Source organism: Thermococcus barophilus MP, assembly GCF_000151105.2.
Taxonomy (GTDB): Archaea; Methanobacteriota_B; Thermococci; order Thermococcales; family Thermococcaceae; genus Thermococcus_B; species Thermococcus_B barophilus.
This window is the reverse complement of sequence record NC_014804.1, coordinates 113,514-138,881: the sequence shown is the minus strand read 5'-3', so window position 1 is coordinate 138,881 and position 25,368 is coordinate 113,514. Positions and strand designations below refer to the sequence as shown.

Here is a 25,368-nt window from a genome sequence, read left to right as displayed (position 1 = left end):
GGCCCCGTATTCATCATCAATGAGACCTCCATCATTGAATTAATAAATGTTAACACAAAATTAATTTCGGGTGAATGACGTGAAGAGGGTAATTCCGTTTAACGACTTAAAGAAAATCGGGGATGACAAGGTTACAGCGGTGGGGATGGGCACATGGGGAATAGGTGGAAGAGAAAGAGCAGATTATTCAAGAGACAAAGAGAGTGTTGAAGCTTTACGCTACGGCCTGGATTTAGGAATTAACCTAATTGACACTGCCGAATTCTATGGTGCTGGACATAGCGAAGAAATAGTCGGAAATGCCATTAAGGAATATGAAAGGGATAGCATTTTCATCATCAGCAAAGTTTGGCCCACCAATTTTGGTTATGAAAAAGCAAAGAAAGCTGCTCGGAACAGTGCAAAGAGGCTTGGAACATATATTGATCTTTATTTGCTCCACTGGCCAATTGATGATTTTGAGAGGATCAAAGAGACATTATGGGCACTGGAGGATTTGGTTGATGAAGGGATTATACGCTACATTGGTGTCAGCAACTTTGATTTGGAGCTCTTGAAGAGAAGTCAAGAGGTTATGAGGAAACATGAAATTGTAGCAAACCAAGTGAAGTATTCCCTCATGGATAGACGAGTTGAAAGAACAGGCCTTCTTGAATATATGAAAAAGGAGAATATAGCTCTGATAGCATACACACCGCTGGAAAAGGGACAGTTGGCTCGAAATCCATGCTTAGCCAAAATAGGGGAAAAATACAGCAAAACGGCTGCTCAAGTTGCACTGAACTATTTAATTTGGCACGAAAATGTAATTGCAATCCCCAAGGCAATCAATAAGGAACATTTAAAGGAGAACTTCGGTGCTATGGGCTGGCGTTTAAGTGAAGAGGATTTAAAGAGAGCGAGAGAATGTGTTTAGCTTTTTAAGAATGCCTCCACTAAGTTCCTCGTCTCCTTCAAGGCATCGAGCGGAATCCCCTTAGGTAATCCTCCAATTTCTCCTTTCACATCTTTCAGCACTCCATCTCCAGCGCCGAGGAACATTCCTTCGCTGACAATTCCTCTGAAGTTTGCTGGCGGTAACAAAGCAACAGCTACTCTGTTCCCTTCTTTGACTGTTAAATCATTTGTGACAACTGTTATCGCTCTATCCCCAATGTTCACATTACAAACCAAAAGTCTATCAGCATTTGGATGCTTTCCTACGCTCATGACCTCACCAACTTTTATATCCACGGCAATTACTGGGTCATTGATTTTTCCTAAAGCCAATCTCTTGTCCAAATTAAGTATTGTGTTGAGGAAAAATCTAACTTTAGCAACTGCTTCCTCTACTTTCTCTTTTTCACTCTTGTCGGCCAAGCTTAAGAACTTGTGATGCCACTCCTCTCCACCTAATGCCTCAATTATCCCTTGGGCTTTCTCTTTAAGAGCCTCCATTTGTGGAGTATCAATGAGTTCCTTGGGATCAAGATATGAGTATCTCATTGCCTGCAACTCGGGAATCATCTCCTTGGCCAACTTTATCGCCTTTTTCTTGTCCCATCTGCCTTTAAATTTGGCATGTTCAATTGTCTTTAAGAATAGCTCAACCGCTTTTTCTGCGGTGAGTAAGCGGTAATCCTTACTCGTGTCCCACATTCCCCTCACCTTTCAGAGCTTTTAGAACTCTACTCTTAACAGTTTCGTTTTGAATGCCCTCAGCTATTGAAAGAGCTTTCTCCTTTTTTCCAAAGCGAGCATATGTTAAGGCTATATCACCCAGAACTTCTGAGGCTTTGACTCTATCTTCAATTATCCCTGCCAATATCAACGCATCTTCAAGAAGTCCTATTTTCATGAACTTTTGGGCAACTCTCACCAACTCCATGTCATTGGGCTTGAACTTGCCTGTCAGCATCATGTTGAAAGCATCAGTCAAGATTTTTCTTGCAAGCTCCGGTTTATCATGAAGAATCAGCCAATAAGAGATCTCTAAGAGTCCCAGCACTCGTTCTTTTGGATCAAGGTACCTTATTGAGGTAATTGCTTTTTCAATGTCACCTTTTCCAAGAAATTCAGCAATGGCCAAGTTCTTCCGCTTGAGAACATTTTGGACAAATTCTATCTTTTCATTGACCAGTTTTGCCTGCGTCATGAAGCGAATGGACTGATAAATCTCTTTTGCAAGGCTGTAAAATTGAATTGAGAGGCTGTTTGGAATGCTATCCCCAGCCCTAACTAATCGCTTTGCAATATTTGAAAGAACAGAGACTGTAATTGAATAAGGCTCTTTTGAGCTTTTTATTGTATTGTAAGCTAAAAGGAAAGTTTTAAAGCTCTCTTCAAACAAATCAGCTTTTGCCATATAATATGCAATGTCAGCCAGGGCATCTGCTTTCCAAGATGGATGGGGCAAAGATTTTGCAACATCAACAGCCTTCTGAAAAAGATGCTCATCAACTTTCTCTTTTCCCATAACATATGCGGAATATGCCAGTATTGCATGAGCAACAGCTTTGTCCTGAGGGCGATCTAAAGATTCAGCAACCTCAAACATCTGAGAAAAAATGAACTCCTGATGATCTCTATTATCAACAGACCGCAGAATATACGCCAGAACTTCAAGCTTTAAAATTGTGTTCTCCATCTTGAGGGCAACTTCTATGGCATCCTTTATTTTCCTTTCCTTAATGAGCTTTTCAATTTCCCTCATCGAGTTCACCGCTTAACCCTCTTATCCCACTCCTCAAGCATCATATCAAGGGCAAGCAAGTTGGTTAGCTTCAGCTTAACTTTTTTGTTTTCGTAATCTATCCCACCTTTAAAATCATTCAACAACTCAAAGACCTTTTCTGCTTCTTTCATTTCAAGGTGCCTACCATAAAATTCCTCTTTGCAATGTGGACACATAAAAATAAATTCCTCAAATGCAGAAATAAATGCTCCCTTATCAGTCAGCAACTCACTAAAGTTCTCAAGCGTGAGCATCTGCTCAATTAGCTCTTCCCATTTTAATGCCTCACCACATATTGGGCATCGTGCCATTTAAATCCCCCTCAAGAATTTTTCAATCTCTTTCACTAAAAACTTAATGGCTTCATCAAGATTTCTCTTACCATTTGCCCCAGCAGCTCCGGCATGACCTCCTCCTGAACCTTCAATGATTGGACCAACTTTTTCCATTATTTTGCCTAAGTGAAGTCCTCTCTTTACTAAATGCTCCTTTGCTCTTGCAGAAATCCTAACACCCTTCTTTTCACTCCCCACTATTGCAACGTCCGCTCCAAGCTGGAGAAAGACTTTACACGCTAAAGATTCATAAGCAGAGACTTTGGATGTCACTATTATGTATTTCCTGAATTTTTTAATTTCCATCCTCTGGCATGCCTTTAAAATAGCCATCCTCTTCGCTTGGTCAATGTTCTCATCACTTACCGGGGCTGTTAAGTTGTAGATTTCCCCCATCTGGATTGGAAATCTCTCAAGAATTTCGCTTACGGTTTTAAATGTCTTTGCATTTGCGTATCTGAAATTAGCCGTGTCTGTTGCTATTCCCGCAAGTATTGCTTTTGCTGCAATTTCATCATAAAAGTTGAAGTACTTTAAAAGCTCCCACACTATTTCAGCTGTGGATGTTCTTGAAGAATCAACAATTCTTATGTGAGCTTTTATTGGATTTTCTTTCTCGATGTGATGGTCAATTACAATTACAAACTTATCTTTTGGAATTTCAACTGGTTCAAGCTGTTCAATTGATGAAGTATCGAATATGATAACTACATCTTCTTTAACTTCAGGGTCTTTTTCTACTTTTGCAAAGGATAACAAACGCTTCGCATAAGAAGAGACACTTTGGGCAACACCAATTCGATTATTTAAACCCATACTGTTGAGATATCGAGAAAAAGCAATTGCACTACCCAATGAATCTGGATCAGCATTGTGGTGACATAAGAGCAGAAAAGAATATTCCTTTTCTTTTGCCTCCCCCAAAAATCGCTTAAGTTTTATTTTGCCTCTCATTGTTTTTCACCATTTCCGAAATTGCTTGTTCAACTCTCTTCACAAAACGTTGAGCAGTTTCGAAGATTTCTTTTGCTTCCTCAAAAGTTGGAATGTAGTATATGTCATAATCAGCTCTTTCCCTTCTCTCCTGAACTGCGATAAGTGCCTTTGCATAAAACCCCTCTATTAACCCTTTGCTTACAAATTCAAGCCCAAATTTCTGAACTATACCCCTATGTGTTTTTGGATAAATGTTTTTAGTAGATAAAAGTGCTCGAGCTGCATAAAACATTGCATAGTATGCTCTACTTATGGCATCCTCATAGAAACCATTGCTCAATAAAATTTCTGTAGCTTTTAGCTTCTCATGAGCCTTTTGAAGGTATTCCTCAAACTCATGCAATCCTTATACCCTCCCTGAAAACCTCATGATAAAATGAGGAGTGCATATCCCTCATTATTTCAAATTCCTCTTCGGTTACGACCTTGACAGATATATAAACACCATATTTAATAAGATACTTGAGAACAATCCCGCTTACATCTTGCTGGATTTTCCATGAATTATCCCTTACTATAATTAGAACATCAATATCTGAGTTCTCCCTCTCCTTCCCTCTTGCTACAGACCCAAAGAGAATAACCTTCACCAACTGATCTCCCAGAAGCTTTGAAACCTCTCTCCCAAATTCCTCAGCTATTTTTTTGTAATCCTTCATGAGCTATCTCCCTCAACCTTTCCTCAACTTTTTCATAGGCTAATTCTAAAGCCTCCTCAACCAGCTTATCAACATCAACCTTCACAAATATTGGTACCTCAAGGTATATCTCAAGCTCCAAATCAAGCGTCTCTTCCTTGTTTATTCTGGCTGTAACCTCTATGTCCTTCACTTCACTTCTTGTTAGGTGCTCAAATATATATTCAATTGCAGTCTCTTGAGCTAACTCCCCTAAAGCAATGAGCTCATCTTCACTGAGCTCTGGTAGTCCGATGTGAATAACTCTTTTTGTCATTCCAATCACCATACAAGGATTAAAGATTAAAATTAGGCAGAGAATCAGCCGGCTGTTGGTCTGAGCATTGACTGTATTTTTTGAGTCAGCTCCTTGATTTTTTCATTGAGCTTCTGCTCCTGTCTGTTAAGGGCATTCAGTCTAACTTCAAGGGTCTCGATTTTCTCTTTAAGTTCTTCAACGGCTTTATTCTTGCTGGTTTTCACTATTAGGGTCCCAACAGTCTTGTAGATCGGAGTATTCTCCTCAACCTTTTCAATCTCCTCAAGAGCTTTCTTAGCGTCATTCAAATCAACCTGAACTTTCTGTTTCTGCTGGATAACAAGTTGTAATTGCTGTTGATAGCTCTCAAGCTGCCCCAATAAAGCCTGAACTTGCGGTGGAATGTTCTGCATTTCAACACACCTCCATAATCGTTAATCCAACCAAAAATCAGTGAGAACATTTAAGAAGGTTTTGCTAAAGCTCTGCAACATCCATAGCAACTTTAATCCATCTTAGATAGGAATTGAGAGTTCCCCTTAGAGCTGAGTTATCTTGAGCCGTGAAGTGCAAAATAATTCTATTCCCTTCCCTCTTAAACTCAATTTCACTTCTCCGATAGGGGACACTTAAATGCTCAAAAAGGACGCTCTCGTAAACAATTTTCGCAATCTCCTCACTTGGGAACTCAATCTCTATGGTTCCCCTTATCTTATTCATTCACCCTCTCTCCTTTTGACTTTAATGCCCAGTGCCTCTTTATAGTCCCATCTCCTTCCATCTTCCATGATCCAAATTTTTACACTGATTAAAGGTCCAACTGGTCTTTCTTTTGTTATATCTAAGCGGTAGAAATTGATTGCCATCCCTCTCGGATGTCTTTCAATAACACCAAGGACATCAGTATTGTATTTGTCCGCTATATAGGTTAAGCTCTTATCCCCTCTTGGGATGAATTTTCCGTTTGTAAGTTCAGCAAAAGCTTGGGCAAAGGCTATATGATCGAGACCAACCCTCTTTGCAGTTGTGACAATAAACGGCATCTCCTCACGAATCGGCCTTATATTCCTAAAACCAATCTCTCTCTGGAGTTTAATTCCATGAAGGTAGAGATAGCCGAGATATCCCCAATCGTCAGGAGAAACTTTGATGAAAGTCATTTTAAGCGGATTTCCTTTCCAGACATTTATTATCAAAAGTCTCTCATAACCCCTGTCGTAAGCCTCCATAAGCAGGTCTTGGATTGTCTTCTTTCCTCTTGTTAAATACGTGGAGTTGGGGAACACCCTCTCCAGATCATGTCCAAAACTCCTCGTTCTTCTTGTAGGTCTGTGGGAGGTGGTTATCAGCATCATCGCTATCACTCATAAGTAATGCAAAGCAATTAAAAGCTTTTTGAAAAATCGAAACTTTCAAAAGAGTTCAGATCGCTTTTACTCTTCTTGCGACTTTAGGTCTCGGTTTGTAGAGTATCTTGCTTCCGCAGTATGTACAGCGGACTTCCCTTGTAATCGCTAAATCAAGCTTAACCTCTTTTCCACATTTTGCACATCTATAAACAACTTCAACCATTTTTCCCACCAAAAAAAGATTTATCAGGGCTCAAGCCCTTGAAACTATCCTTTTAGCGACTTTTCCAGCTGGTGTTACTGGCAGATAAGCACCACCGGCAAAGGTTGCACCGCACTTCTGACACTGCCAAATTCCGGTGCTTATTCTCCTTACAGCCTTCCTTCCACAGACTGGGCATGTGTGCTTCTGCTTCATCTTTGCTTCTACAGCAGCTACCCTTCTTCTGATCTTGAGACCGTACCTTGGGCCAAATCTTCCAGCTGAACCAACCTTTTTAGTTGCCATGAGCATCACCTCTAATGATCTTTAAGCTGAAGGGTATAGCAGAGTTTTATTTAAAAGGCTTTTCCTAAAACCCAAATAGAGAACAAAAATTTAGTTTATAAATCTTTCTTGCATTTTTCGTCTGAAAAGGAAAAGAAGACAAAAATACTACTCCTTCTTTCCTACAGCCTCAAGGATCTTCTCTCTAATCTCCTGAGCTTTCTTGAATGCAACATCAACTGCATACATGACTTCTTCAAGCTTAAAGCTTCCACCCTCACTCTTCTGCACTGCTGATATGTAACCATTCTCATCTGTTGTTATTGTTAATTTTCCATCCATTACATGCTCCTCTTCAAGATTTGGGTCAACGACTATTGTTCCCCCAATCTTAGCAAAGCTCACTGGAATTGGAATCTTAGTTACGGGCAATGGCTCATACTCATCAAGCATCATAACTTCGCCAGTCTCCTCGTTGTACTCAATTTTTGGCATCTTTGTGCTCAAGAGAGCTGCTATTGCCCCAATTCCAGTGGCATCTACAAGGTTCCCATCGTGGTCAAGGACATGGACGTCAATGAAAACAACCCTAACGAGCTTTCCGGGGATAATGACAAGCTTCTCCAAGTCAATTGCTTGGCTTTCCCTTATTCCTCTGTCAACAACTCTTGCCAGCTCAATTGCTCTCTCATCTGGAGGACCAGGCTCAAATGTCGGGGAAGCCAACGGAACGAGCTCAACGTTCGTTGTCATAACACCTTTATCCGGCAGGTCTGGGAATGGCTCACCCAAATCAAGCTTTATTCCAACAAGAACCTGAGTATTGCCGAGCTTGACCCATGCTGAACCTTCCGCTTTTTCGATGACATTTACCTTCACTTCAAGAGGTCTTAAATCTTCCAGACTCCTTCCATCAATTCTTTTTTTCTCTTTTAAGAGCTCAACGATGTGATCTTTCATAATTGAAGCCATAACTTCCATTTTACTCACCTACCTCCTGGGCTATCTTGATGTATTTTTCTTTCAATGCCTCTCTCTGTTTTTGATAGACTGCCTTTGCACCTTTTATTGCAAGCCTCACAGCCTCAAGGAACTCCTCTCTTGTCAAGTAACCGTCCATCTGCAGAAGGGTTATATCGTTCTTTATCGGCATTATTGCAACTGGGACATCAGCCTCTCCGTAGTTGTCCTCCTCCTTGTTCAAGTCAAGGACAATCTGTCCCTCGATCTTTCCAGCAGCACATGCGGAAACTAAGTCTTTCATAGGAATTCCCGCATCTGCCAGTGCCAAAGAAGCGGCAGTAATTCCAGCAACTCTCGTTCCTGCATCTGCCTGGAGAACCTCAATGAAAACATCAATTGCAGTTCTTGGGAAAAGCTCCAGTATGATTGCCGGCTCCAATGCCCCTCTGATGACTTTGCTTATTTCAACACTCCTCCTGTCTGGTCCGGGCTTTTTTCTTTCTTCAACACTAAAGGGAGCCATGTTGTATCTAACTCTTAATATTGCTCTATCTGGTCTCTGTAAGTGCTTTGGATGAATTTCTCTTGGCCCATAAACCGCGGCGAGAATTTTGTTCTTCCCCCATTCTATATAAGCAGAACCATCAGCATTCTTCAAAACACCAACTTCCATTTTAATTGGTCTGAGCTCATACTTTTTTCTGCCATCAATTCTTCTTCCATTCTCATCAATAAGCTTTATATCTTCAGGCTTTCCCATCATTTCCTTCACCCTCTTCTATTTGAGGTATTTCCCCAATAATTCCCTGCTCTTTAAGCTCCTTTAATCTTGTCAAAAGCAGCTCTTTTACTCTATCAGTCAGTCCTTGTGTGTGACTTTCTCTATCAACCTTAAGTATTGCCTCAATTGCTACTCTCTCAAGCTCCTCTTTTCTCCCACTGACCCATACCCATCCGTTTTGCCCGACTATAATTCTTGTCTGGGTCATTTTTTTGATTAGATTTATCATAGAACCGCCTTTACCAATCAAACGGGGCACTTTAGAGGGGGTTATCTTTACAATCTGCCCACCTTTCAATGGACCGCCGTTAAAAGGCATTCCCTTTGTTGTTAAATCAATCTGATTCACTTCATTGAAGGCTTTCACTTTCGCATAAATTATGTCTCCAATATCAAATATTTTCCTTAAATCTGTTTTTAGGAGATCAATTTTTTCTTCAACAGCATCCTGTATTCTCAGTGTCGCCTGATAAGGTGCTCCAATGTCTACAGTCCAGCTTGAGAATTTTACATCCACTATCTTCCCAATGACATTGTCTCCGACTTCTGGGATGTATGGTCCTTCAAGCGGAATGACCCTTATGAAGTCATTCCTTATGTCCACAAGACCAACAACCGTTGAGTAAATTCTGTTTCCTTCCTTGAAAGTGCCTCTGCCGTTCTTGAACGGCCCCTGTGCCAACAGCGTTCCTGGAACCACCAATTCTCTATTTTGTACAAAAACCCTTCTCATAGTCCCTTCCTCTCTATAAGTTTAGTCACAACATTGCCCTTTGTAAGGGCGTTAAGTTTTTCATAAAATTCCTCTTCAACTCCACCTGGAATCTCAATAAGAAACATCCATGAGCCGTCGCTTGCCCATTCTTCTCTTTTAATTGTTCCAAATTTTCTAACTTCTCCATAAGCTTTTCCTACATAATCAGAAGGTATCTTTACAGCTATCACCTTGACCTCAATCTTAAGCGGCAAGAACCTTCGAATAGCCTTTATGACGTCTGGAACTTGGGCTTCGGCATCCTTAAATACGTCAACCCTGACTCCTGCCTCCTCCATAGCCCTCAGGATTCTATCAACAGGATGAGGATAACCAGTCCTTGGGTCAACTGCATGCTTGTGAATTATTGTAGCTATTTGCTTTTTCTTTTCTTCGAGCATCTCCCTTCTCTGCTGGGCTGTAAGCTGGACTTCTCCCTTCTTGAGAATTATCTTTGCGACTTCGTATGGGTCACTTGTTCCAAAGATTTTTTCCATCTCATGCTCGCTTGCTTTATCCCCTTTGTGTGCATCTTTAAAAACATAAGGAGTGGCAAGAATTTCCTCTATTGGTACATCTTTACCCTCTTTGAAATCTCTGGCAAGATAAGGGTCAACCAGAATTTCAAATGTTTCCCCATGTGTCTTTAACCTTGCAATCACTGCCTTATCAACACTTATTGGCATAGCCACCACCTCAGTAGTTGCTGTCTAATTCGGTGTAGTCTTCTTCTTTCTCAGCAACTTCCTCTTCTTCCGCCTCTTTTATTGCCTCCTCGAGGCACTTTGCGACTTTCTCTTTGCTTATCTTCTTGAACTTCTTTTCCTTAACTGTGATCACTGCAACCTCTATGTTCTCTGGGGAAGGTTCTTCCATTGTTTTTGCCAAAGCCAGCACTGCCAATTTTATCGCATCCTCAAGGGTCATATCATCCCTGTATTTCTCTTCAAAGATTGCCATAGCTGTGTTCCTTCCACTGCCAATTGCTACTGCCTTCCACTCAAAGTATGCTCCGCTTGGATCTGTTTCAAAGAGTTCAGGCTTTTCATTAACGCCTGCCATTAAAAGAGCAGCACCAAATGGTCTAACACCACCATATTGGGTGTGCATCTGCTTGAGGTCACAAATCTTCTTTACCAAAACGGTGAGGGGAACTGGTTCACCATATGTTAGGCGATAAATCTGAGCCTCTAAACGTGCTCTATCAACCAAAACCCTTGCATCCGCTATTATACCACTTGATGCAGCCGCTATGTGGTCGTCAATCTGGAAAATCTTTTCATAACTTTCTGGCTCAATTAACCTGCTTGTTACCCTTTTTTCCACAGCTAAAACCACACCTTCTTTGCATTTTACTCCTACAGCTGTTGCACCTCTTTTAACGGCTTCTCTTGCGTATTGTACTTGGAAAAGCCTTCCATCAGGGCTGAAAACAGTTATAGCCCTATCATACCCGGCTTGTGGTGGTACAAACGCCATTTTACATCACCTCATGAGTTATCGTAATTTTTGATTAAGTTAAACTTGCGTTCCTTGCTTTATATACTCTCCGATTGATAAGTTATTGGAGTTGATAATTAAGCTTTTCTATAAGGACAAAAGGAAAGGATTCTCCCCTTTGTTGTTTTACCATCCAAATTCCTTCAAAAACTTCAGTCTCAAACGCTTTATCGTCCCAGAAACCCCAAGTGTCCTTATTATAGCTTTTGACCCATTAATTTCAGTTAGCATAGCCAAAGCAAAACGAACTTCTTCCACATGCTTTCTATCACATCTGAGGATTCCGGTTTGAGTTCTTTCGTTAAACTTAATGAACCAAGGTTTTGCCCTTGAAGTTCCTAATTCTCCAAGGACTCTTAGGGCGGCATCCCAAATCGCTTTTTTGATTTCATCTTTTTTGAAGTTCCTCTCCCCAATTACCTGAAAAGCAATGTAGCGGTGTTTATCGCGAAGCGTTGGGGGTAAAGTTTTTGGTCTCTCTTTCATGTTTAAAAACTTGGGAAAACTGTATTAAAGCTTTATCCTTTGGCATAATATCAAAAATTGCTATCAAAACCAAGTGATTTTTGGCATTCTGCTGAATCTATGAGCAAAAAGCATTTAAGACGCAAGGGCATCTTTATGCGTTGATGTACCATGGTAATCAGGAGTGATTGTTTTTGGAGCTAAAAATGAAGGTTTCTTAGGTTTCTCGGTTAGCCTTATAGCTGAAGGGCGGGATTGTTTTTGGCTCGTTCTTTAGTGTGATCTGGGGGGAGGATTTTTGGAGAGTCCTTATTTGGATCTAATAATTCAGGGTTAGTCTGTTCTGTCCATCCCTGCACAATTAAAGGAATTAATTCCCCCAACTCTTATTCCCTCACCTTTGGGACTTTTTTGAACAAAAACTACGGAGGTGGTTTAAATGGAAAAGGTTAAAGCCGTTTTGAAGCCAGAAGAAATGCCAAAGAAGTGGTACAACATTTTGCCCGATTTGCCAGAGCCGCTGGCTCCGCCATTAGACCAAGAAACAGATAAGCCAATAAATCCAGAGAAGCTGAAGAGAATTTTTGCTGAAGAGTTAGTTAAGCAGGAAATGAGCAGTAAAAGGTTCATTGAAATACCGGAGGAAATTTTAGAGGTGTATATTAAGATTGGAAGACCAACCCCGCTTTTCAGGGCAACACACTTGGAAAAAGCTCTCAAAACACCAGCAAGGATTTACTTCAAGTATGAAGGAGCAACGATAACAGGAAGTCACAAAATAAACACTGCCTTAGCCCAAGCTTATTATGCTAAAAATCAAGGTATTGAGAGGTTAGTCACTGAAACTGGTGCAGGTCAGTGGGGAACAGCTCTATCTTTAGCGGGAGCTCTGTTTGGGCTGAAAATTAGGGTGTACATGGCAAGGGCAAGCTATCAGCAGAAGCCTTACAGAAAAATACTAATGCAAACCTATGGAGCAGAGATTTATCCATCACCAAGCGACAGAACAAGCATTGGAAGGAAGTTTTTAGCTCAAGACCCCAATCATCCAGGGGGATTGGGGATAGCAATAAGTGAAGCTATAGAAGATGTTTTGAATGACGAAAATGCCCGCTACTCACTTGGTAGTGTTTTAAATCACGTTTTAATGCATCAGACAATTATTGGAGAGGAAGCAAGGCTTCAAATGGAGCTGCTTGATGAAGAGCCAACAACAATAGTCGGCTGTGTTGGAGGTGGAAGCAACTTTGCTGGCTTAGCTTATCCGTTCGTTAGAGATGTTTTGAAAGGCAAAGCAGGATATGAGTTCTATGCGATAGAGCCGAGAGCAGCACCCTCAATGACAAGAGGAGTTTACACTTACGACTATGGAGACAGCGGAAGGCTAACGCCGAAGATAAAGATGCACACCTTGGGACACACCTATTATGTTCCCCCAATTCATGCTGGAGGGCTGAGATATCACGGCTTAGCTCCAACACTGAGCATTCTAATAAACCACGGTATAGTAAAGCCTAAGGCGTATCATCAAACGGAGATATTTGAGGCGGCAGTTCTATTTGCAAGAACCGAAGGTATCGTTCCAGCACCAGAAAGTGCCCATGCGGTGAAAGGCGTAATTGACTTAGCATTAAAAGCAAAAGAAAATGGAGAGAAGAAAGTTATCCTATTCAATCTAAGCGGACATGGATTGCTTGACCTTAAAGGATACGAGGACTTCCTTGAAGGAAGACTTAATGACTACGAACCCAAGGAGTTTCCAATTTTAGAAGGCTCTTAATATGCTCTTTTTACAATTTTTTCGGGATAAAAACCAACTGAAGCCTTTGCTTGAGAAATCTCCATCCCTATAGCAACTCCAAGGCTCATTAAATCCCTTGGAGCCCTAACTTCCCATTTACTCTCTGCCGAGGATGTAATGAATCTTGGCACTTTGTACTTCTCAACGAGCTGCCAGTTCTTCATCATAAACTTCAAAATATTAGCCCTCCCATATGGATTTGCCTTCAAAAGCTGGGATATAGAAAAGCCAATTGCAACATCATTCTTAGCGGCAATTTTCGCAAGAACATGATCAAATCCGTTATCTTTTCTCCCAAATTCCGGACTTATGAGGGCATCAACACCAATCTCAAGAGCAAAGCGGTTAACTTTCATATTGCCCCCCTGGACATAAATTAAAGCCCTAAGATTACGGTTTTTAAGTTCTCTAATTAGTGAGGGTTTATTTGTAATCACGAGAAGAGCAACTTTGCCGTATTTTTTCTTGAGCTCTCTGATTTCTTCTTTCAGTTTTTCATAGTCTGGACTGCCGTTTAATGGGAGCTTTTTTGTAAAGACAACCTCATCATACCATTCCTCAGCTAATTCGTAAGCTTTCTCGTCCCTGATATCCATCTCAATGAACTTCATTCGCTCAGCCACTCCTTAACTGATTTTACAACGCTTTCCTTCTTCATTGGAAAAGCTTTGACCTTAATTCTCACATGTATTACATCTTCTCCCTCAGTTACTTTAACCTCCCCTAAGTATGCTCTCTGCTTATCAAAGCGAATGTAAAGGGTTCCAGTCTCGTCAACTTTCTCTTCAGCATGCTCCATGAGGTAGGCTTTGTCCTCCTCACTGAGCAGCGCTTTGAGGTTTTCAAGGAATCTTCTTACATTTTTGCTTTTCCTAATTTCTGCATCCATGACGAGGATCGGGTTTCCAAAGTAACCCTCTGTTTCAATTATCTCGAAGTCTACATCTTGAGGTGACAAATCCTCCGGAAATAGAGTTTCCAAAGCCTCCAGCACTTTCTCAGGGTCTTCAGTTGCATGAATGAACGTTCTAATTTTTACACTATGAGCTTGAAGCTTTGCCATAGCTCTCACCTCAAACACTTTTCACTCTCTCACTTTAAAATATGTCGCTCATGAAATTTAAGCATTTCTAAAAAACGGCTGTAAAACACTCCCTAAATCGAAACATAGGCAAGGTAGGCATAATTTTGCACTAACAGCACAGCAAGCTTAAAGTTTTGCCACTAACTTAAAGATTGGGTGGAGTTAAGGTTTAAAAGCTTTTAACTACCAAAAACCTCTAAAAAGGTCATCGGCGATTTCTCCGCAATATCATTATAATAAGTACTGTAGTAATTCCAATGATTATCACTGTGAAGATCTTGTTTATGGGAAAGAAAATGCTACCATTTTTTATATTTTCTAGTGTTGATGGCAATTTTACAGATTCTTTAGAATAATCAAGTGAGACATTTTCAAGAAAAGTTATGAGCTTTGGAGTTAGGTTTTCAAATTTATCATTCTTAAGGCTGTAAGCTCCACTTTTAGTAAAAAGAATCCATCCATTGCAACAATAGGCTACATAGTATTCCATATTCTTCAAACCCTCGGAAAGCTCTATTCTCTCGTTTGTCAGCAGATTTAGGACATGAGTAGAGTTGAAAAGAAAAATAGACTCGTTGGTGTAAATTATTAAGCTCGAGTGTTTCCATAATTTGAAGGCAGGAAAACCTTTAAAATCATCAACATCATACACATAGATATATCCCTTCGTTCTGAAGATGTTGAGAAGCTCAGCTTTCTTATTTTTGTTTTTGACTTCAAAGAGCTCTAATATATTAGAGGTATATTTTGCCTTGCTTTTTGATAAACAAAGAGTAAAAATTCTTCCTCCAACTGGAACAGGATAGAGCATACTGCATTCATCCCAGGTGTGTATTTTCAAAAGTGCGCTTCCATTGAACAATAAAACAGACATATTGGAGCCTTTTGATGTGGTAGTTCTTTGAATTAGAATTGGGTTACCCCTCCAGAAATCTGGAGGATAAGCATAACCCTCGAGTTTTGCGGAGTACACTTTAACGAGAGCAAATCAATTTAGCCTGTATATCACGACATTTGTGTATGTATCAGAGTTCCATGCTATGATAAGCCACACATGAGTATCGTTATATGCAACTCCCTCGCTGTACAGACTTGCATTAACAATGTTAAGGTGAGTTATATTCCCATCCTCATCCACAAAAGAAGTCCCCACGAGCCAAACGTTAAGGGGTGGAATCCAGTAAGGTGATCCTGAGACATTTATGGGAATTAGATTCCCATCTTTTAGGAGAAAGTGCTTAAATTTGAGAATACACTCTCCAGTGTTGGGATTGTCGTAAGGACTCGCTCCTATAAAGGTTAGAAAGTACTCTTTGCTATTCCACTTAATCTTTAGGTCATTATCCACACAGAGACTGCCGTTCTTAAAGGTTTTAATGTGTTTAAAGGTGCCGTTGTAAATATAAAGCTCAACAGTTCCTCTCCTTCCCTTTTGGAGGAGCCAGTATTTGCCGTTCCAATGCACGGGTGTGTATCTAAGACTGAAGTTGAGAGGATATATTTCAACAAAACTTCCGTTGTAAATTAAAGCATACGATTCAAAGGTAGTTGTATTCACAACGATAAAAGCTGCTTTATCTCCAAAGGAATAGACGTTAAAAATTTCCACATCCTGAGCTAAGGAGATAGATAGGGAAGTTATAAATAAGAGTAGAACAAAAAACAAAGTCAGTAATTTTTTGGGATCTACCACTCTGGACATTAATTCCTCACTTCATCAACATTGTTTATATTAGCACTGTAGTAATTTCCATCTTATGCTTTAAAATACCACAATCCATATGTTGCCATGACATCACTTCAACCCATAGTTCTTATTATGACTATTTAAATTTTCTGACTTTTTAACACTCATATTAGCATTAATGAAATTTTACCCTGCTATTCAGGTTTAGTTTAACCACCTAAAATCACAAATAATACACATACCAAAGCTATTCAAAACATTGATTCATAAATTAGAGATTAGAACAGTGCATAAAATCTAACAGAAAAGAGAACAAGAAAAAGCTAAAAGCTTCACTTGCCCTTACCCTTATTTGCTCTAATGCTTGGTCTGACTTTCTCAGCACCCTTGCCCTTGTTTCTAAGTCCTCTTGACTTCTTACCCGCACTTGTGAGGCCTCTAAAGACTCTGCCCTTGTGAACCTTCATTGCAATCCAAGCTATCTTAGGATCAGACTTAATGACTGGGTGGTGCGGATCGACCATTATAACCTCAAACCACTTGTACATTCCATCCTCGCCAACCCAGTAGGAGTTGAGCACCTCAAGGTTGGGGAACTTTCTTGCTGCCTTTTCCTCGGCAATCCATTGCAAAGACTTCTTTGGTGAGTACTTTACCATACCCATCTTGCTTGGCTTTCTACCGCCCCTCCACCTGGGCCTCTTTCTTCCTCCTCTCCTAACTCTAACCCTAACGATCACATAACCCTGCTTTGCCTGATAGCCTAAGCTCCTTGCTCTGTCAAGCCTTGTTGGTCTCTCAATCCTAACAACGCTTGGCTCCCTTCTCCACTTAATCATTCTAACCTTCAAAAGCTGTCCAACATAGCTTTTCTTTGGGCTCTTCCAAGCTTCCCTAATGTATTTGTACATTCCCATTCCTTCCACCTCGCTTTCGCTGTTTGTGGTTCTCCGCAGAGCGGAACATCCCGCGGGTTTCCCCCGCCTGGTCGAGGTGAGTTTAGAGTCTGAGTTTTTAAAAGTTGCGATTTTTCCTATCAAAATTCCAAAGATACTCAAACAACCACAACTTTTAAATACTCCAATTCAAAATCTATGGCGATGCCAATGAGGGGGGAGTGCGTTCTCAACTATCAAGGCTGAGTATTTCTTCGATAATCCCCCTATTTGGCATTCTCAAAAATTCTCGTCAATTCTTTTTGATGTTCAAACAACCATAAGGAGGTCAGACTATGGTAGATTTTAGGGCTATTGAGGAGAAGTGGCAGAAGAAGTGGAACGAAGAGAAAATCTTTGAGCCAAAGATAGATAGAAATAAGCCAAAGTTCTACATTACAGTTGCTTTCCCATACCTATCAGGGCATCTGCACGTTGGGCACGCAAGGACGTACACAATCCCAGATGTTATAGCGAGATTCAAGAGAATGCAGGGCTACAATGTCCTGTTCCCAATGGCATGGCACATCACAGGTTCTCCAATAGTTGGAATTGCTGAAAGAATAAAGCACCGCGATCCTCAGACGATTTTCGTTTACAGAGACGTTTACAAAGTACCGGAAGAAATTCTGTGGACGTTTGAAGACCCAATAAACATCGTCAAATACTTCATGAAAGCAGCAAAAGAGACATTCATTAGGGCTGGATTCAGCGTTGACTGGAGTAGAGAGTTTCACACAACTTCTCTGCATCCACAGTTTAACGCCTTCATAACTTGGCAGTTCTTGAGGCTGAAAGAGAAAGGACTGATAGTCAAGGGAGCCCACAGGGTTAGGTGGGATCCCGTAGTCGGCACTCCGCTCGGTGACCACGATTTAATGGATGGAGAAGATGTTCCAATTTTGGAGTACATCCTGATTAAGTTCATCTTGGAGGAGAATGGTGAGATTATCTACTTACCAGCTGCAACACTGAGGCCAGAGACAGTTTACGGAGTAACCAACATGTGGCTGAATCCCAATGCCACATATGTCAAAGCTAAAGTGAAATACAAAGGGAAGGAAGAGACGTGGATAGTCAGCAAAGAGGCAGCATATAAGCTGAGCTTCCAAGATAAAGAGATTGAAGTCTTGGAGGAGTTCAAGGGGGAGAAGCTGATAGGCAAGTGGGTTAAGAATCCCGTCACTGGAGATGAGGTAATAATTCTACCAGCAGATTTCGTAGATCCAGATAATGCAACAGGTGTCGTTATGAGCGTTCCAGCGCATGCTCCATTTGATCATGCCGCCTTAGAAGATTTAAAGAGAAACACAGAGATTCTGCTGAAATACGATATTGACCCAAGAATCGTCGAAAACATCACATACATCTCGCTGATTGAGCTGGAAGGCTACGGCGAGTTCCCAGCAGTTGAGGAAGCAGAAAAATTGGGAGTAAAAAGTCAAGAGGATAAAGAAAAGCTGGAGCAGGCAACAAAAACAATATACAAGGCTGAATACCATAAGGGCATCTTCAAGATTGAGCCGTACAAGGGCATTCCAGTCAGCAAAGTCAAGGACTTAGTTGCCGAAGACATGAAGAAGAAAGGAATCGCCGATATTATGTACGAGTTCGCAGATAAGAATGTTATTTCAAGATTTGGAAACAGAGCTGTGGTTAAGATAATCCACGACCAGTGGTTCATTGACTATGGAAACCCAGAGTGGAAAGCTAAGGCTTTTGAGTGCTTGGAGCAGATGAAAATAATTCCAGAGTCAAGGAGAGCCCAGTTTAGAGCGGTGTTTGATTGGATAGAGAAGAAGGCATGTGCCAGAAAGATTGGACTGGGGACCCCGCTACCTTGGGATCCAGAATGGGTGATTGAGAGCTTGAGCGATTCGACGATTTACATGGCTTACTATACAATCTCAAGAGCTATTAACAAGTACGGCATCAAAGGGGAGCAACTGATTCCAGAGCTGTTCGATTACATTTTCTTGGAAGAGAGGAGCGGAGAGAAAGAGAAGGAACTGAGTAACAAGACTGGAATCCCAGCAGAGGTAATCAAGGAAATGAAGGAGGAATTTGAGTACTGGTATCCGCTGGACTGGAGATGTTCCGCTAAGGACCTAATCCCAAACCACCTGACGTTCTTCGTCTTCAACCATGTAGCAATCTTTGACAAGAAGTACTGGCCAAAGGGAATAGCCGTCAACGGCTACGGAACGCTGGAAGGCAAAAAGATGAGCAAGAGCAAAGGAAACGTGCTGAACTTCATTGATGCAATAAATGAGAACGGAGCCGATGTTGTGAGGCTGTACATAATGAGCCTGGCTGAGCATGACAGCGACTTTGACTGGAGGAGCAAAGAGGTATCAAAGCTGAAAGGACAGCTGGAGAGGTTCTATGAGCTGATAAGCGAATTTGCAGAATATGATGCGAAGCCAGCCGAGCTGAAAGACATTGACAAGTGGATGCTGCACCGCATAAATAAGGCAATTGAGGGAGCAACTAAAGCCTTGGAAGAATTCAGAACAAGGACTGCTGTCCAGTGGGCATTCTACAGCATATTGAACGACTTGAGATGGTACATGAGGAGAACTGAAGGCAGAGACGACGAAGCAAAGCGCTATGTCTTGAGAACACTGGCAGATGTATGGGTTCGCCTGATGGCACCGTTTACACCGCATATCTGTGAGGAGCTGTGGGAAAAGTTGGGCGGAGATGGATTTGTCAGTCTGGCTAAGTGGCCTGAGCCAAATCCAGAGTGGTGGAACGAAACAATAGAGCTGGAAGAAAATTACATTAAGTCGCTGATTGAGGACATTAAGGAAATCATAAGGGTTGCAAAGCTGGAAGATGCAAAGAGGGCTTACATCTACACTGCCCCAGAGTGGAAGTGGAAGGTTGCTGAGATTGTCGCAGAGAAGAGAGACTTTAAAGCCGTGATGAGCGAAGTCATGAAGGATCCAGAGATGAGAAAGAAGGGCAAAGAAGTTGCAAGCTTGGTGAACAAGCTGATTAAGGAGAGGGCTTTTGAGATAAAGCGCATTGATGAGGAAAAAGCATTGAAAGAAGCAAAAGACTTCATTGAGAAAGAGCTTGGCTTAGAAATAATCATTAATCCAGAGGAGGACAAGGGTGGAAAAGCTAAACAGGCAATGCCGATGAAGCCTGCGGTGTTTATTGAGTAATTCCAAATCTTAACCCTTATTCTTTATTTTATATAACATTATATTCTTTTTTCCTGAGTTTGGACAAGTTGCTTAAAAAATTTCTTGAATAAAGGCTTTTTCTCCTCAAAACTAGTCTTCATTTGAAGTATCTGCTCTGGCAAGGTGTAAAGTCTACCCACAGTATCCAGTAACTCAAGAAACTTGAATTCTTTCATTTTCTCTTCTGTAAGTTCTAAGGGAGTCATGCTTTCAGTAGGATACCTAGTCCAACTATGGACATTATCTGCTTCAAAAAGTATTCCAAGCCATACTATCTCAAATATATCCAAAAATGCATTAAACCAACCTATGAAAAGAGGTAAAAATTCCTTATAAAAATATTTAAACGTTTCAGATGGAATTCGATCATTTTCTGAGGAGATGCTATCAATATGCTCATCTAAATAAGAACGCATTTCATCGGGATCCATTTTGATATGCTCTATTTCTGCTACCTTTTCTAGGACAAGGGTTGGAGTAAATCCCCTTATAACTTTTCCAGGTTTTCCTAAGAACTCTCTGAGATCCTTTATCATATTGTCCACCTTCTCCTTCTTGTTGTCACTCACAACCTGGGGACCCTGTTCATAGTATTTAGTAGCCACGCAAACGAGGAATTCCAAGTATTTTTTGGTGGGATTGTGGCCAAACATTCTTGGTAACTCAATACAGAAATTTTCTAATGTTAATTTCCCTATTTGGCTTTTTCTGAGAATATTGCAGTCCTCTAGTGCTTTTTTGAACAAAGAAAAATTACTGGAATACAATCCCCAAATGGTCATGAAGAATACAGTCTTAACAAGCTTTTCTACACTTTGTTGAAGATGAAATAATGCCTGAGGATAAAAATCGTGCTCAAATAAACACTTCGATGAATTTAATTCTTGCAGTCCAATATAATAGTACTCCTCCCAACAATATTTTAGGTTGTCTTTGCTCATAGTTTGCTCCATATTTAAATATTCAACATCTTGATTAAAAATATTCTCCGAGAGAGTCACAACCGAAATTCTTAAATTTAATAACGTGATATTAAATATCATGATACTAAAATTCATCAATAGAGAAGGAGAACTCAAAGCCCTCGAGGAGCTTTACATTCAAAATAGAGCGCACCTTATCCTAATCTATGGACGTAGAAGAATTGGAAAAACTGAGCTAATAAAGCAGTTCATAAAAGACAAGCCGAGCTTTTATTTCTTAGCGAGAAAACAGCCAATAGAACTTGAGCTTAATCGTCTAATCCAGAATTTTAACAGAAAGTTCAACGTCTTCATTGAAGCCCACAGCTTGGAGGAGTTCTTTGAAAAAGTTAAAGATTTTGGAAGGCTTGTCTTTGTCATTGATGAGTTTCCATACTGGGTGGAGGAGGACAAATCAATTCCTTCAGTTTTTCAGTACATATGGGATGAAATTTTAAAAGACTCACAGATTATGCTCATTCTTCTCGGATCTTCAATTTCCACAATGGAAAGCTTGATGAGCTACAAAAACCCCCTTTACGGAAGGAGAACCGCTCAGCTAAAGCTCTCACCTATTGGGTTCTTCCACTTAAAAGAAGTTTTTCCCCGCTACTCATGGGATGAGCTCGTGAAAGTTTACGGATGCATCGATGGAATTCCCGCATATTTCCAGCACTTTGACAACTCGCTGAGCGTTGAAGAAAACATCGAACGCAATTTTTACAACAAGGTGAGCATCCTTTATGAGGATGCCGAGAGACTTCTAAAAGATGAACTTAGAGAACCAATAGACTATCTAAATATTCTAAAAGCCATCAATGAAGGAAAAACAAAGCTCACGGAGATAGCCAACGAAACCAAGATTGCAATAACAAACCTACCAAAATACCTGAAAACACTTGAAACACTCGACTTAGTCTACAAAGAGTTTCCGATAACACAAAGAGAGCGCAGAAAGTTTGGAGTTTACCGAGTAAAAGACTTTTACTATCGTTTTTGGCTTCGCTTTGTTTATCCCTACAAAGATGACATAGAGATTGGAGCAATAAGCTTTGAAGATTTTAGAGAGGATTTCAATAAATATCTTGGAGAAGTTTTTGAAATAGTTGCAAGGCAATTTCTGATTAAACTGAATATTGAAAGCAAACTTCCCTTCAAGTTCACAAAAATTGGCAGATGGTGGGACAAAGAAAAAGAGATTGACTTGGTGATTATTAATAGCATCACGCACGAAGCGGGTTTCTTTGAGGTCAAATGGAAGGAACTTTCGTACAAAGATGCAATAAAAATCTTAAAGGAACTAAAAGAAAAGCGCAAAAGCATTAAAATAAACACAAAAGCAGAGCATTACGGATTGATTGCAAAACATGCCGATAGGAAAGAAGAACTTAGGGAGAAAGGCTATTTGGTGTTTGACCTTAGTGACTTCACTTCTCCACAACAACCTCAACCTTAAAGTTCAAAATGATATAGAGCAGCAAAGCTAAAGCAATGATCTTGATAATCATGGAAACTCTCCTCGAAATTCCTGGGAATCCATGTGTGGACTTCATCACGACTCCTTCATCCGCAATCAAAGCGTCATCAGGCATTTTGCCGAGAATCATCAAGATTAACAAATCACCAGCTAAACCAGAAGTGTTAAAAACAAAAACAATTCCCCACCATGGGCTTTGCAAGGTGAAGGCGAGAACATAAGCTATGATAGACAGCAAAACAGGAGCAATTATAATGTACATCCATTTCTTCTTTCTTAGAGGAGTCCTCACGGCAGTATATGGAGCCAAATTTATTTTTCCAAAAACTGAAATTCCAAACTCGACCTTAGCTCCAAAGAGCCTTGCAGTCAGGGCATGAAGTCCTTCATGAGTCAGAACAACAAATATTAACGGAAGGAGCAAATAGTGTAAAACACTCCAAAAAGATGCAAAGTTAATGCTGAAATCCAGCGGACTCAAAACTAAACCAGATAAAACAAATAAAATGAAAGCCAGCGAAATTATTTCCCCCTCGTAATCATTCAAGCGAAGGGAGTAGGGAGCATCCACTAATACTCCCTCTCCACTATGAAATCAGCTAATAACTCAAGATTCTTCCTTGCTTCACTTTCTGGAAGAACTTTCAAGGCTTCTTTGGCTTCCTTCACTAAGTTTTTGGCAAATCTTGAGGCATAATCAATGCTTCCGTACTTCTTGAGCAACTCAATTACTTTTGCAACCTCCTCTCTGATGTCTTCCTCAATTATTCCCTTTCCCTTAACATCTCCAGCGTATTTGCCGAACACCTTCAAGAATTCGGCTTTATCTTCCTCGCTCGCATGCTGGAAGAAGTGAGCAACTATAAGCGTCTTCTTGCCTTTCCTTATGTCACTCCCAACGGGCTTTCCGAGCTTTTTCTCATCGGCAATTAAGTCAAGGACATCATCCCAAATCTGAAATGCCATCCCAACGTTTCTTCCATACTTTGACAGAGCCTGTATGTACTCTTGGTTGTCTGTTCCAATTATGCCGCCTATCTTTGCCGATGCATCAAAGAGGGCTGCAGTTTTACCATCAATCATCTTCAGATACTCCTCAATTGTGACTGTATCTCTTGTCTCGAATTCAAGGTCAAGAGCCTGCCCCTCACATATCTCAATGCCCGCTCTTGCTATCGCCCTGACAATTTCAACAATCTTTTCTGCACTGACTGGAGCTTTTGTTGCCGCATCAAAGACAACAGAGTACATTAAATCTCCAGCAAGAATCGCCATGTTAATACCCCATACTTTGTGAACTGTTGCTCTTCCTCTCCTTGTCTCATCCATATCCATGATGTCATCATGGATTAACGTATAAGTGTGGAGAATTTCTATTGCCGCCGCTGGATAGAGGGCTTTTCTCCAGTCTCCCCCAACAGCTTCTGCGGCAGTTAGAACGACGAAAGGTCTAACTCTTTTCCCTCCAGCTAATGGGTAGTGTCTGGTTGCCTCATATAATTCTTCTGGCTCTTTTTCAGGTAAAAGCTCAAAGATGACATCATCAACGACTTTTGCTTTTTCTTTTATTGACCTGAAGAGTGCGTCAAACTTGCTCATAGTATCACCTCGAAATTTCAACTTTATATCCATTTCTTGAGACAAACACATCTCTACCAATTAGGTATCCTTCCTCTTCTGCAAGTTCAGCGTAATGAGTGAGCATTCTAAACTCTCCATGAGCCGGAACGATGTTTTCAGGGTTGAGCATCTTAATCAGATAACGGTGATCCTCTCTTGAGGCATGACCAGAAACGTGAAGATTCTTTACCATTCTAACACCTTTCATCTTCAATTTGGTTTCCAGCGCATACCTCTGAGCTATGTTTAGAGGGTTTGGAATAACCCCCGCGGAGAAAACAACGGTATCATCCTTTCCTATATTGTAAAGCTCCCCATTTGCCATTCTTGTTAAAACCGCCCCTGGTTCTCCTTGATGTCCAGTTACAATTAAGAGATAATTTTCCCTCGCCTGAGAGACTTCTCTGAGAACTTTTTGAACTGCATTTGGACTCCTGAGAACTCTCGATCCTTTCATTTTTATTAACCCCAATTGTTTAGCTATGCCGGTGTACTTTGCCAAAGAACGGCCAACCAAAATAGCTTGCCGTCCTATGTTGTTGGCTATCTCTATAAGCTCCTGAAGGCGGGCTATATGAGAAGCAAAAGTTGTCGCTATCAACCCTTTTTCATCCATTCCGTCGTAGTAGAAAAAGTCTTCAAGGAGCATTTTTGCAACCGCTTCACTTGGAGTCTTTGTCTGCTCAGCAACACGCGTTGATTCTGCTATTAAAACCTTAACTCCCTCTTTGCCAATTTCTTTAAGTCTCTTATAGTCAGGTTTTTCCCCAAGAGGACTGTTGTTGTCAAATTTGTAATCGCATGCATAAACCACAGCACCTTCTGGAGTGTGGACAACAACTATTGAAGAATGAGGGATTGAATGAGTGATTTGAACAAATTCAATTGCCAAATTTTCACTAACTTGGACAATTTCACCATACTGAGTTTCATACATTGGGTTTTTAACTTCAAAATACTGCTCACTTTTAACTTCGCTCTTTGCAAGCTTTATGGTGTATGAAGTTCCGTAAATTGGAACGTCTGGATAGTGAGGGGCCAACTTTGCTATCGCACCGATATGGTCGAGATGACCGTGAGAAAAGGCAATTGCAACGACTTTCTTATTTCTAATTGGAGTGTCATCAGGAATTGCACCTATTTTTCTCAGCTCCTTTGAAGGCATTTTCTGAAATTCAACATCTTCATGAATGAGAACCCTATCCAAGCGAATGCCCATGTCTATTATCACAACTTCCCCGTTGTATTCAACAGCCGTCATGTTCTTACCTACTTCCTCATAACCGCCTAAAGTGTAAATATTTATCATGTCTTTTCCTCCCGTGTTTG

Annotated in this window: 31 protein-coding genes; 4 read left to right on the top strand and 27 right to left on the bottom strand. The window is 40.7% G+C overall.

Annotated elements, in window-relative coordinates; genetic code table 11:
* Positions 1 to 79: 79 nt before the first annotated feature.
* On the top strand, positions 80 to 916 hold the full coding sequence (locus TERMP_RS00870) for an aldo/keto reductase (protein WP_013466452.1): 837 nt from the start codon (positions 80 to 82) through the stop codon (positions 914 to 916).
* Here TERMP_RS00870 and TERMP_RS00865 read toward each other — a convergent pair.
* The 18 genes from TERMP_RS00865 to TERMP_RS00780 form a co-directional block, all read right to left on the bottom strand.
* Entirely contained in the window at positions 913 to 1,638 is a 726-nt protein-coding gene (locus TERMP_RS00865) for a tRNA-binding protein (RefSeq protein WP_013466451.1), read from the bottom strand. The two genes, TERMP_RS00870 and TERMP_RS00865, sit on opposite strands and share 4 nt — an antisense overlap.
* The gene (locus TERMP_RS00860) at positions 1,622 to 2,692 is read right to left on the bottom strand and encodes a hypothetical protein (RefSeq protein WP_013466450.1); all 1,071 of its coding nucleotides are present in this window, start codon (positions 2,690 to 2,692) and stop codon (positions 1,622 to 1,624) included. The genes TERMP_RS00865 and TERMP_RS00860 overlap by 17 nt, the downstream gene beginning before the upstream one ends.
* Positions 2,693 to 2,697: 5 nt before the next feature.
* The gene (locus tag TERMP_RS00855) at positions 2,698 to 3,024 is read right to left on the bottom strand and encodes a hypothetical protein (RefSeq protein ID WP_013466449.1); all 327 of its coding nucleotides are present in this window, start codon (positions 3,022 to 3,024) and stop codon (positions 2,698 to 2,700) included.
* Positions 3,025 to 4,002: a DHH family phosphoesterase gene (locus TERMP_RS00850; protein ID WP_013466448.1), complete on the bottom strand. Its 978-nt coding sequence runs from the start codon at positions 4,000 to 4,002 to the stop codon at positions 3,025 to 3,027. It lies immediately after the preceding gene.
* Positions 3,980 to 4,387, bottom strand: a complete 408-nt coding sequence (locus TERMP_RS00845) for a HEPN domain-containing protein (protein ID WP_013466447.1) — start codon at positions 4,385 to 4,387, stop codon at positions 3,980 to 3,982. The genes TERMP_RS00850 and TERMP_RS00845 overlap by 23 nt, the downstream gene beginning before the upstream one ends.
* Positions 4,380 to 4,703, bottom strand: coding sequence for a nucleotidyltransferase domain-containing protein (locus TERMP_RS00840; protein ID WP_013466446.1), 324 nt, complete (start codon positions 4,701 to 4,703; stop codon positions 4,380 to 4,382). The genes TERMP_RS00845 and TERMP_RS00840 overlap by 8 nt, the downstream gene beginning before the upstream one ends.
* Entirely contained in the window at positions 4,678 to 4,998 is a 321-nt protein-coding gene (locus tag TERMP_RS00835) for a DUF3194 domain-containing protein (RefSeq protein WP_013466445.1), read from the bottom strand. The genes TERMP_RS00840 and TERMP_RS00835 overlap by 26 nt, the downstream gene beginning before the upstream one ends.
* Before the next feature lie 44 nt (positions 4,999 to 5,042).
* Complete coding sequence (locus tag TERMP_RS00830; RefSeq protein ID WP_013466444.1) at positions 5,043 to 5,393, bottom strand: prefoldin subunit beta; 351 nt, start codon at positions 5,391 to 5,393, stop codon at positions 5,043 to 5,045.
* Positions 5,394 to 5,457: 64 nt separating this feature from the next.
* A complete protein-coding gene (pcc1, locus tag TERMP_RS00825; protein WP_013466443.1) occupies positions 5,458 to 5,700 on the bottom strand; it encodes a KEOPS complex subunit Pcc1 in 243 nt (80 codons plus the stop codon).
* Positions 5,697 to 6,335 carry a ribosomal biogenesis protein gene (locus tag TERMP_RS00820; RefSeq protein ID WP_013466442.1) on the bottom strand — a complete coding sequence of 213 codons (639 nt, stop codon included), beginning with the start codon at positions 6,333 to 6,335 and terminating at the stop codon, positions 5,697 to 5,699. Before TERMP_RS00820 ends, pcc1 begins: the two co-directional genes overlap by 4 nt.
* Positions 6,336 to 6,402: 67 nt before the next feature.
* Entirely contained in the window at positions 6,403 to 6,552 is a 150-nt protein-coding gene (locus TERMP_RS00815; RefSeq protein WP_013466441.1) for a DNA-directed RNA polymerase subunit P, read from the bottom strand.
* Between the two features lie 30 nt (positions 6,553 to 6,582).
* Positions 6,583 to 6,843 (bottom strand): 50S ribosomal protein L37ae, encoded by a 261-nt coding sequence (locus TERMP_RS00810; protein WP_145973154.1) that lies wholly within the window; start codon positions 6,841 to 6,843, stop codon positions 6,583 to 6,585.
* A gap of 141 nt (positions 6,844 to 6,984) precedes the next feature.
* Positions 6,985 to 7,797: an exosome complex protein Rrp42 gene (rrp42, locus tag TERMP_RS00805; RefSeq protein WP_013466439.1), complete on the bottom strand. Its 813-nt coding sequence runs from the start codon at positions 7,795 to 7,797 to the stop codon at positions 6,985 to 6,987.
* A 1-nt stretch (position 7,798) separates the two neighbouring features.
* Positions 7,799 to 8,542 (bottom strand): exosome complex exonuclease Rrp41, encoded by a 744-nt coding sequence (rrp41, locus tag TERMP_RS00800; RefSeq protein ID WP_048159700.1) that lies wholly within the window; start codon positions 8,540 to 8,542, stop codon positions 7,799 to 7,801.
* The gene (gene rrp4, locus TERMP_RS00795) at positions 8,526 to 9,293 is read right to left on the bottom strand and encodes an exosome complex RNA-binding protein Rrp4 (RefSeq protein ID WP_013466437.1); all 768 of its coding nucleotides are present in this window, start codon (positions 9,291 to 9,293) and stop codon (positions 8,526 to 8,528) included. Before rrp4 ends, rrp41 begins: the two co-directional genes overlap by 17 nt.
* A complete protein-coding gene (locus TERMP_RS00790) occupies positions 9,290 to 10,000 on the bottom strand; it encodes a ribosome assembly factor SBDS (RefSeq protein WP_013466436.1) in 711 nt (236 codons plus the stop codon). The genes rrp4 and TERMP_RS00790 overlap by 4 nt, the downstream gene beginning before the upstream one ends.
* 10 nt (positions 10,001 to 10,010) lie before the next feature.
* Positions 10,011 to 10,793, bottom strand: coding sequence for an archaeal proteasome endopeptidase complex subunit alpha (gene psmA, locus TERMP_RS00785; protein ID WP_013466435.1), 783 nt, complete (start codon positions 10,791 to 10,793; stop codon positions 10,011 to 10,013).
* 147 nt (positions 10,794 to 10,940) lie between these two features.
* Complete coding sequence (locus TERMP_RS00780; RefSeq protein ID WP_013466434.1) at positions 10,941 to 11,300, bottom strand: ribonuclease P protein component 2; 360 nt, start codon at positions 11,298 to 11,300, stop codon at positions 10,941 to 10,943.
* A gap of 418 nt (positions 11,301 to 11,718) precedes the next feature.
* On the opposite strand from TERMP_RS00780, the gene TERMP_RS00775 reads away from it, so the two are divergent.
* A complete protein-coding gene (locus tag TERMP_RS00775; protein ID WP_013466432.1) occupies positions 11,719 to 13,059 on the top strand; it encodes a TrpB-like pyridoxal phosphate-dependent enzyme in 1,341 nt (446 codons plus the stop codon).
* Here the strand turns inward: TERMP_RS00775 and TERMP_RS00770 are convergent.
* From TERMP_RS00770 to TERMP_RS00750, 5 genes are all read right to left on the bottom strand, one after another.
* Complete coding sequence (locus tag TERMP_RS00770) at positions 13,056 to 13,691, bottom strand: Ribonuclease P protein component 3 (RefSeq protein ID WP_013466431.1); 636 nt, start codon at positions 13,689 to 13,691, stop codon at positions 13,056 to 13,058. The two genes, TERMP_RS00775 and TERMP_RS00770, sit on opposite strands and share 4 nt — an antisense overlap.
* The gene (locus TERMP_RS00765; protein WP_013466430.1) at positions 13,688 to 14,143 is read right to left on the bottom strand and encodes an RNA-binding protein; all 456 of its coding nucleotides are present in this window, start codon (positions 14,141 to 14,143) and stop codon (positions 13,688 to 13,690) included. The genes TERMP_RS00770 and TERMP_RS00765 overlap by 4 nt, the downstream gene beginning before the upstream one ends.
* A gap of 226 nt (positions 14,144 to 14,369) precedes the next feature.
* A complete protein-coding gene (locus TERMP_RS00760) occupies positions 14,370 to 15,137 on the bottom strand; it encodes a hypothetical protein (protein ID WP_013466429.1) in 768 nt (255 codons plus the stop codon).
* A gap of 15 nt (positions 15,138 to 15,152) precedes the next feature.
* Positions 15,153 to 15,866, bottom strand: coding sequence for a hypothetical protein (locus TERMP_RS00755; protein WP_013466428.1), 714 nt, complete (start codon positions 15,864 to 15,866; stop codon positions 15,153 to 15,155).
* A 317-nt stretch (positions 15,867 to 16,183) separates the two neighbouring features.
* Positions 16,184 to 16,768: a 50S ribosomal protein L15e gene (locus TERMP_RS00750; RefSeq protein ID WP_013466427.1), complete on the bottom strand. Its 585-nt coding sequence runs from the start codon at positions 16,766 to 16,768 to the stop codon at positions 16,184 to 16,186.
* Positions 16,769 to 17,082: 314 nt separating this feature from the next.
* Here TERMP_RS00750 and leuS point away from each other — a divergent pair, with 314 nt between their 5' ends.
* Positions 17,083 to 19,959: a leucine--tRNA ligase gene (leuS, locus tag TERMP_RS00745; protein ID WP_013466426.1), complete on the top strand. Its 2,877-nt coding sequence runs from the start codon at positions 17,083 to 17,085 to the stop codon at positions 19,957 to 19,959.
* Positions 19,960 to 19,997: 38 nt separating this feature from the next.
* Here the strand turns inward: leuS and TERMP_RS00740 are convergent, their stop codons facing one another.
* Positions 19,998 to 20,933 carry a HEPN domain-containing protein gene (locus TERMP_RS00740; protein WP_158304562.1) on the bottom strand — a complete coding sequence of 312 codons (936 nt, stop codon included), beginning with the start codon at positions 20,931 to 20,933 and terminating at the stop codon, positions 19,998 to 20,000.
* Between the two features lie 88 nt (positions 20,934 to 21,021).
* On the opposite strand from TERMP_RS00740, the gene TERMP_RS00735 reads away from it, so the two are divergent.
* On the top strand, positions 21,022 to 22,398 hold the full coding sequence (locus TERMP_RS00735) for an ATP-binding protein (protein WP_013466424.1): 1,377 nt from the start codon (positions 21,022 to 21,024) through the stop codon (positions 22,396 to 22,398).
* On the opposite strand, the gene TERMP_RS00730 is transcribed toward TERMP_RS00735, so the two are convergent.
* The 3 genes from TERMP_RS00730 to TERMP_RS00720 are packed head-to-tail and all read right to left on the bottom strand — an operon-like array spanning position 22,370 to position 25,348.
* The gene (locus tag TERMP_RS00730; RefSeq protein ID WP_013466423.1) at positions 22,370 to 22,990 is read right to left on the bottom strand and encodes a DUF3267 domain-containing protein; all 621 of its coding nucleotides are present in this window, start codon (positions 22,988 to 22,990) and stop codon (positions 22,370 to 22,372) included. The two genes, TERMP_RS00735 and TERMP_RS00730, sit on opposite strands and share 29 nt — an antisense overlap.
* On the bottom strand, positions 22,990 to 24,018 hold the full coding sequence (locus TERMP_RS00725) for a polyprenyl synthetase family protein (RefSeq protein WP_013466422.1): 1,029 nt from the start codon (positions 24,016 to 24,018) through the stop codon (positions 22,990 to 22,992). The genes TERMP_RS00730 and TERMP_RS00725 overlap by 1 nt, the downstream gene beginning before the upstream one ends.
* A gap of 4 nt (positions 24,019 to 24,022) precedes the next feature.
* Positions 24,023 to 25,348: an RNase J family beta-CASP ribonuclease gene (locus TERMP_RS00720; RefSeq protein ID WP_013466421.1), complete on the bottom strand. Its 1,326-nt coding sequence runs from the start codon at positions 25,346 to 25,348 to the stop codon at positions 24,023 to 24,025.
* Positions 25,349 to 25,368 lie beyond the last annotated feature (20 nt).

What these genes read in the sequence shown, in the direction of transcription:
- TERMP_RS00815 (WP_013466441.1), bottom strand. Translation starts at nt 6,552, where the DNA reads ATGGTTGAAGTTGTTTATAGATGTGCAAAATGTGGAAAAGAGGTTAAG.
- leuS (WP_013466426.1), top strand. Translation starts at nt 17,083, where the DNA reads ATGGTAGATTTTAGGGCTATTGAGGAGAAGTGGCAGAAGAAGTGGAAC.
- TERMP_RS00770 (WP_013466431.1), bottom strand. Translation starts at nt 13,691, where the DNA reads ATGAAGTTCATTGAGATGGATATCAGGGACGAGAAAGCTTACGAATTA.
- TERMP_RS00765 (WP_013466430.1), bottom strand. Translation starts at nt 14,143, where the DNA reads ATGGCAAAGCTTCAAGCTCATAGTGTAAAAATTAGAACGTTCATTCAT.
- TERMP_RS00820 (WP_013466442.1), bottom strand. Translation starts at nt 6,335, where the DNA reads ATGATGCTGATAACCACCTCCCACAGACCTACAAGAAGAACGAGGAGT.
- TERMP_RS00840 (WP_013466446.1), bottom strand. Translation starts at nt 4,703, where the DNA reads ATGAAGGATTACAAAAAAATAGCTGAGGAATTTGGGAGAGAGGTTTCA.
- TERMP_RS00775 (WP_013466432.1), top strand. Translation starts at nt 11,719, where the DNA reads ATGGAAAAGGTTAAAGCCGTTTTGAAGCCAGAAGAAATGCCAAAGAAG.
- TERMP_RS00835 (WP_013466445.1), bottom strand. Translation starts at nt 4,998, where the DNA reads ATGACAAAAAGAGTTATTCACATCGGACTACCAGAGCTCAGTGAAGAT.
- rrp42 (WP_013466439.1), bottom strand. Translation starts at nt 7,797, where the DNA reads ATGGAAGTTATGGCTTCAATTATGAAAGATCACATCGTTGAGCTCTTA.
- TERMP_RS00740 (WP_158304562.1), bottom strand. Translation starts at nt 20,933, where the DNA reads ATGGAGCAAACTATGAGCAAAGACAACCTAAAATATTGTTGGGAGGAG.
- TERMP_RS00735 (WP_013466424.1), top strand. Translation starts at nt 21,022, where the DNA reads ATGATACTAAAATTCATCAATAGAGAAGGAGAACTCAAAGCCCTCGAG.
- TERMP_RS00750 (WP_013466427.1), bottom strand. Translation starts at nt 16,768, where the DNA reads ATGGGAATGTACAAATACATTAGGGAAGCTTGGAAGAGCCCAAAGAAA.
- psmA (WP_013466435.1), bottom strand. Translation starts at nt 10,793, where the DNA reads ATGGCGTTTGTACCACCACAAGCCGGGTATGATAGGGCTATAACTGTT.
- TERMP_RS00790 (WP_013466436.1), bottom strand. Translation starts at nt 10,000, where the DNA reads ATGCCAATAAGTGTTGATAAGGCAGTGATTGCAAGGTTAAAGACACAT.
- TERMP_RS00860 (WP_013466450.1), bottom strand. Translation starts at nt 2,692, where the DNA reads ATGAGGGAAATTGAAAAGCTCATTAAGGAAAGGAAAATAAAGGATGCC.
- rrp41 (WP_048159700.1), bottom strand. Translation starts at nt 8,542, where the DNA reads ATGATGGGAAAGCCTGAAGATATAAAGCTTATTGATGAGAATGGAAGA.
- rrp4 (WP_013466437.1), bottom strand. Translation starts at nt 9,293, where the DNA reads ATGAGAAGGGTTTTTGTACAAAATAGAGAATTGGTGGTTCCAGGAACG.
- TERMP_RS00830 (WP_013466444.1), bottom strand. Translation starts at nt 5,393, where the DNA reads ATGCAGAACATTCCACCGCAAGTTCAGGCTTTATTGGGGCAGCTTGAG.
- TERMP_RS00855 (WP_013466449.1), bottom strand. Translation starts at nt 3,024, where the DNA reads ATGGCACGATGCCCAATATGTGGTGAGGCATTAAAATGGGAAGAGCTA.
- TERMP_RS00865 (WP_013466451.1), bottom strand. Translation starts at nt 1,638, where the DNA reads ATGTGGGACACGAGTAAGGATTACCGCTTACTCACCGCAGAAAAAGCG.
- TERMP_RS00810 (WP_145973154.1), bottom strand. Translation starts at nt 6,843, where the DNA reads ATGCTCATGGCAACTAAAAAGGTTGGTTCAGCTGGAAGATTTGGCCCA.
- TERMP_RS00755 (WP_013466428.1), bottom strand. Translation starts at nt 15,866, where the DNA reads ATGTCCAGAGTGGTAGATCCCAAAAAATTACTGACTTTGTTTTTTGTT.
- TERMP_RS00780 (WP_013466434.1), bottom strand. Translation starts at nt 11,300, where the DNA reads ATGAAAGAGAGACCAAAAACTTTACCCCCAACGCTTCGCGATAAACAC.
- TERMP_RS00725 (WP_013466422.1), bottom strand. Translation starts at nt 24,018, where the DNA reads ATGAGCAAGTTTGACGCACTCTTCAGGTCAATAAAAGAAAAAGCAAAA.
- TERMP_RS00850 (WP_013466448.1), bottom strand. Translation starts at nt 4,002, where the DNA reads ATGAGAGGCAAAATAAAACTTAAGCGATTTTTGGGGGAGGCAAAAGAA.
- TERMP_RS00720 (WP_013466421.1), bottom strand. Translation starts at nt 25,348, where the DNA reads ATGATAAATATTTACACTTTAGGCGGTTATGAGGAAGTAGGTAAGAAC.
- pcc1 (WP_013466443.1), bottom strand. Translation starts at nt 5,700, where the DNA reads ATGAATAAGATAAGGGGAACCATAGAGATTGAGTTCCCAAGTGAGGAG.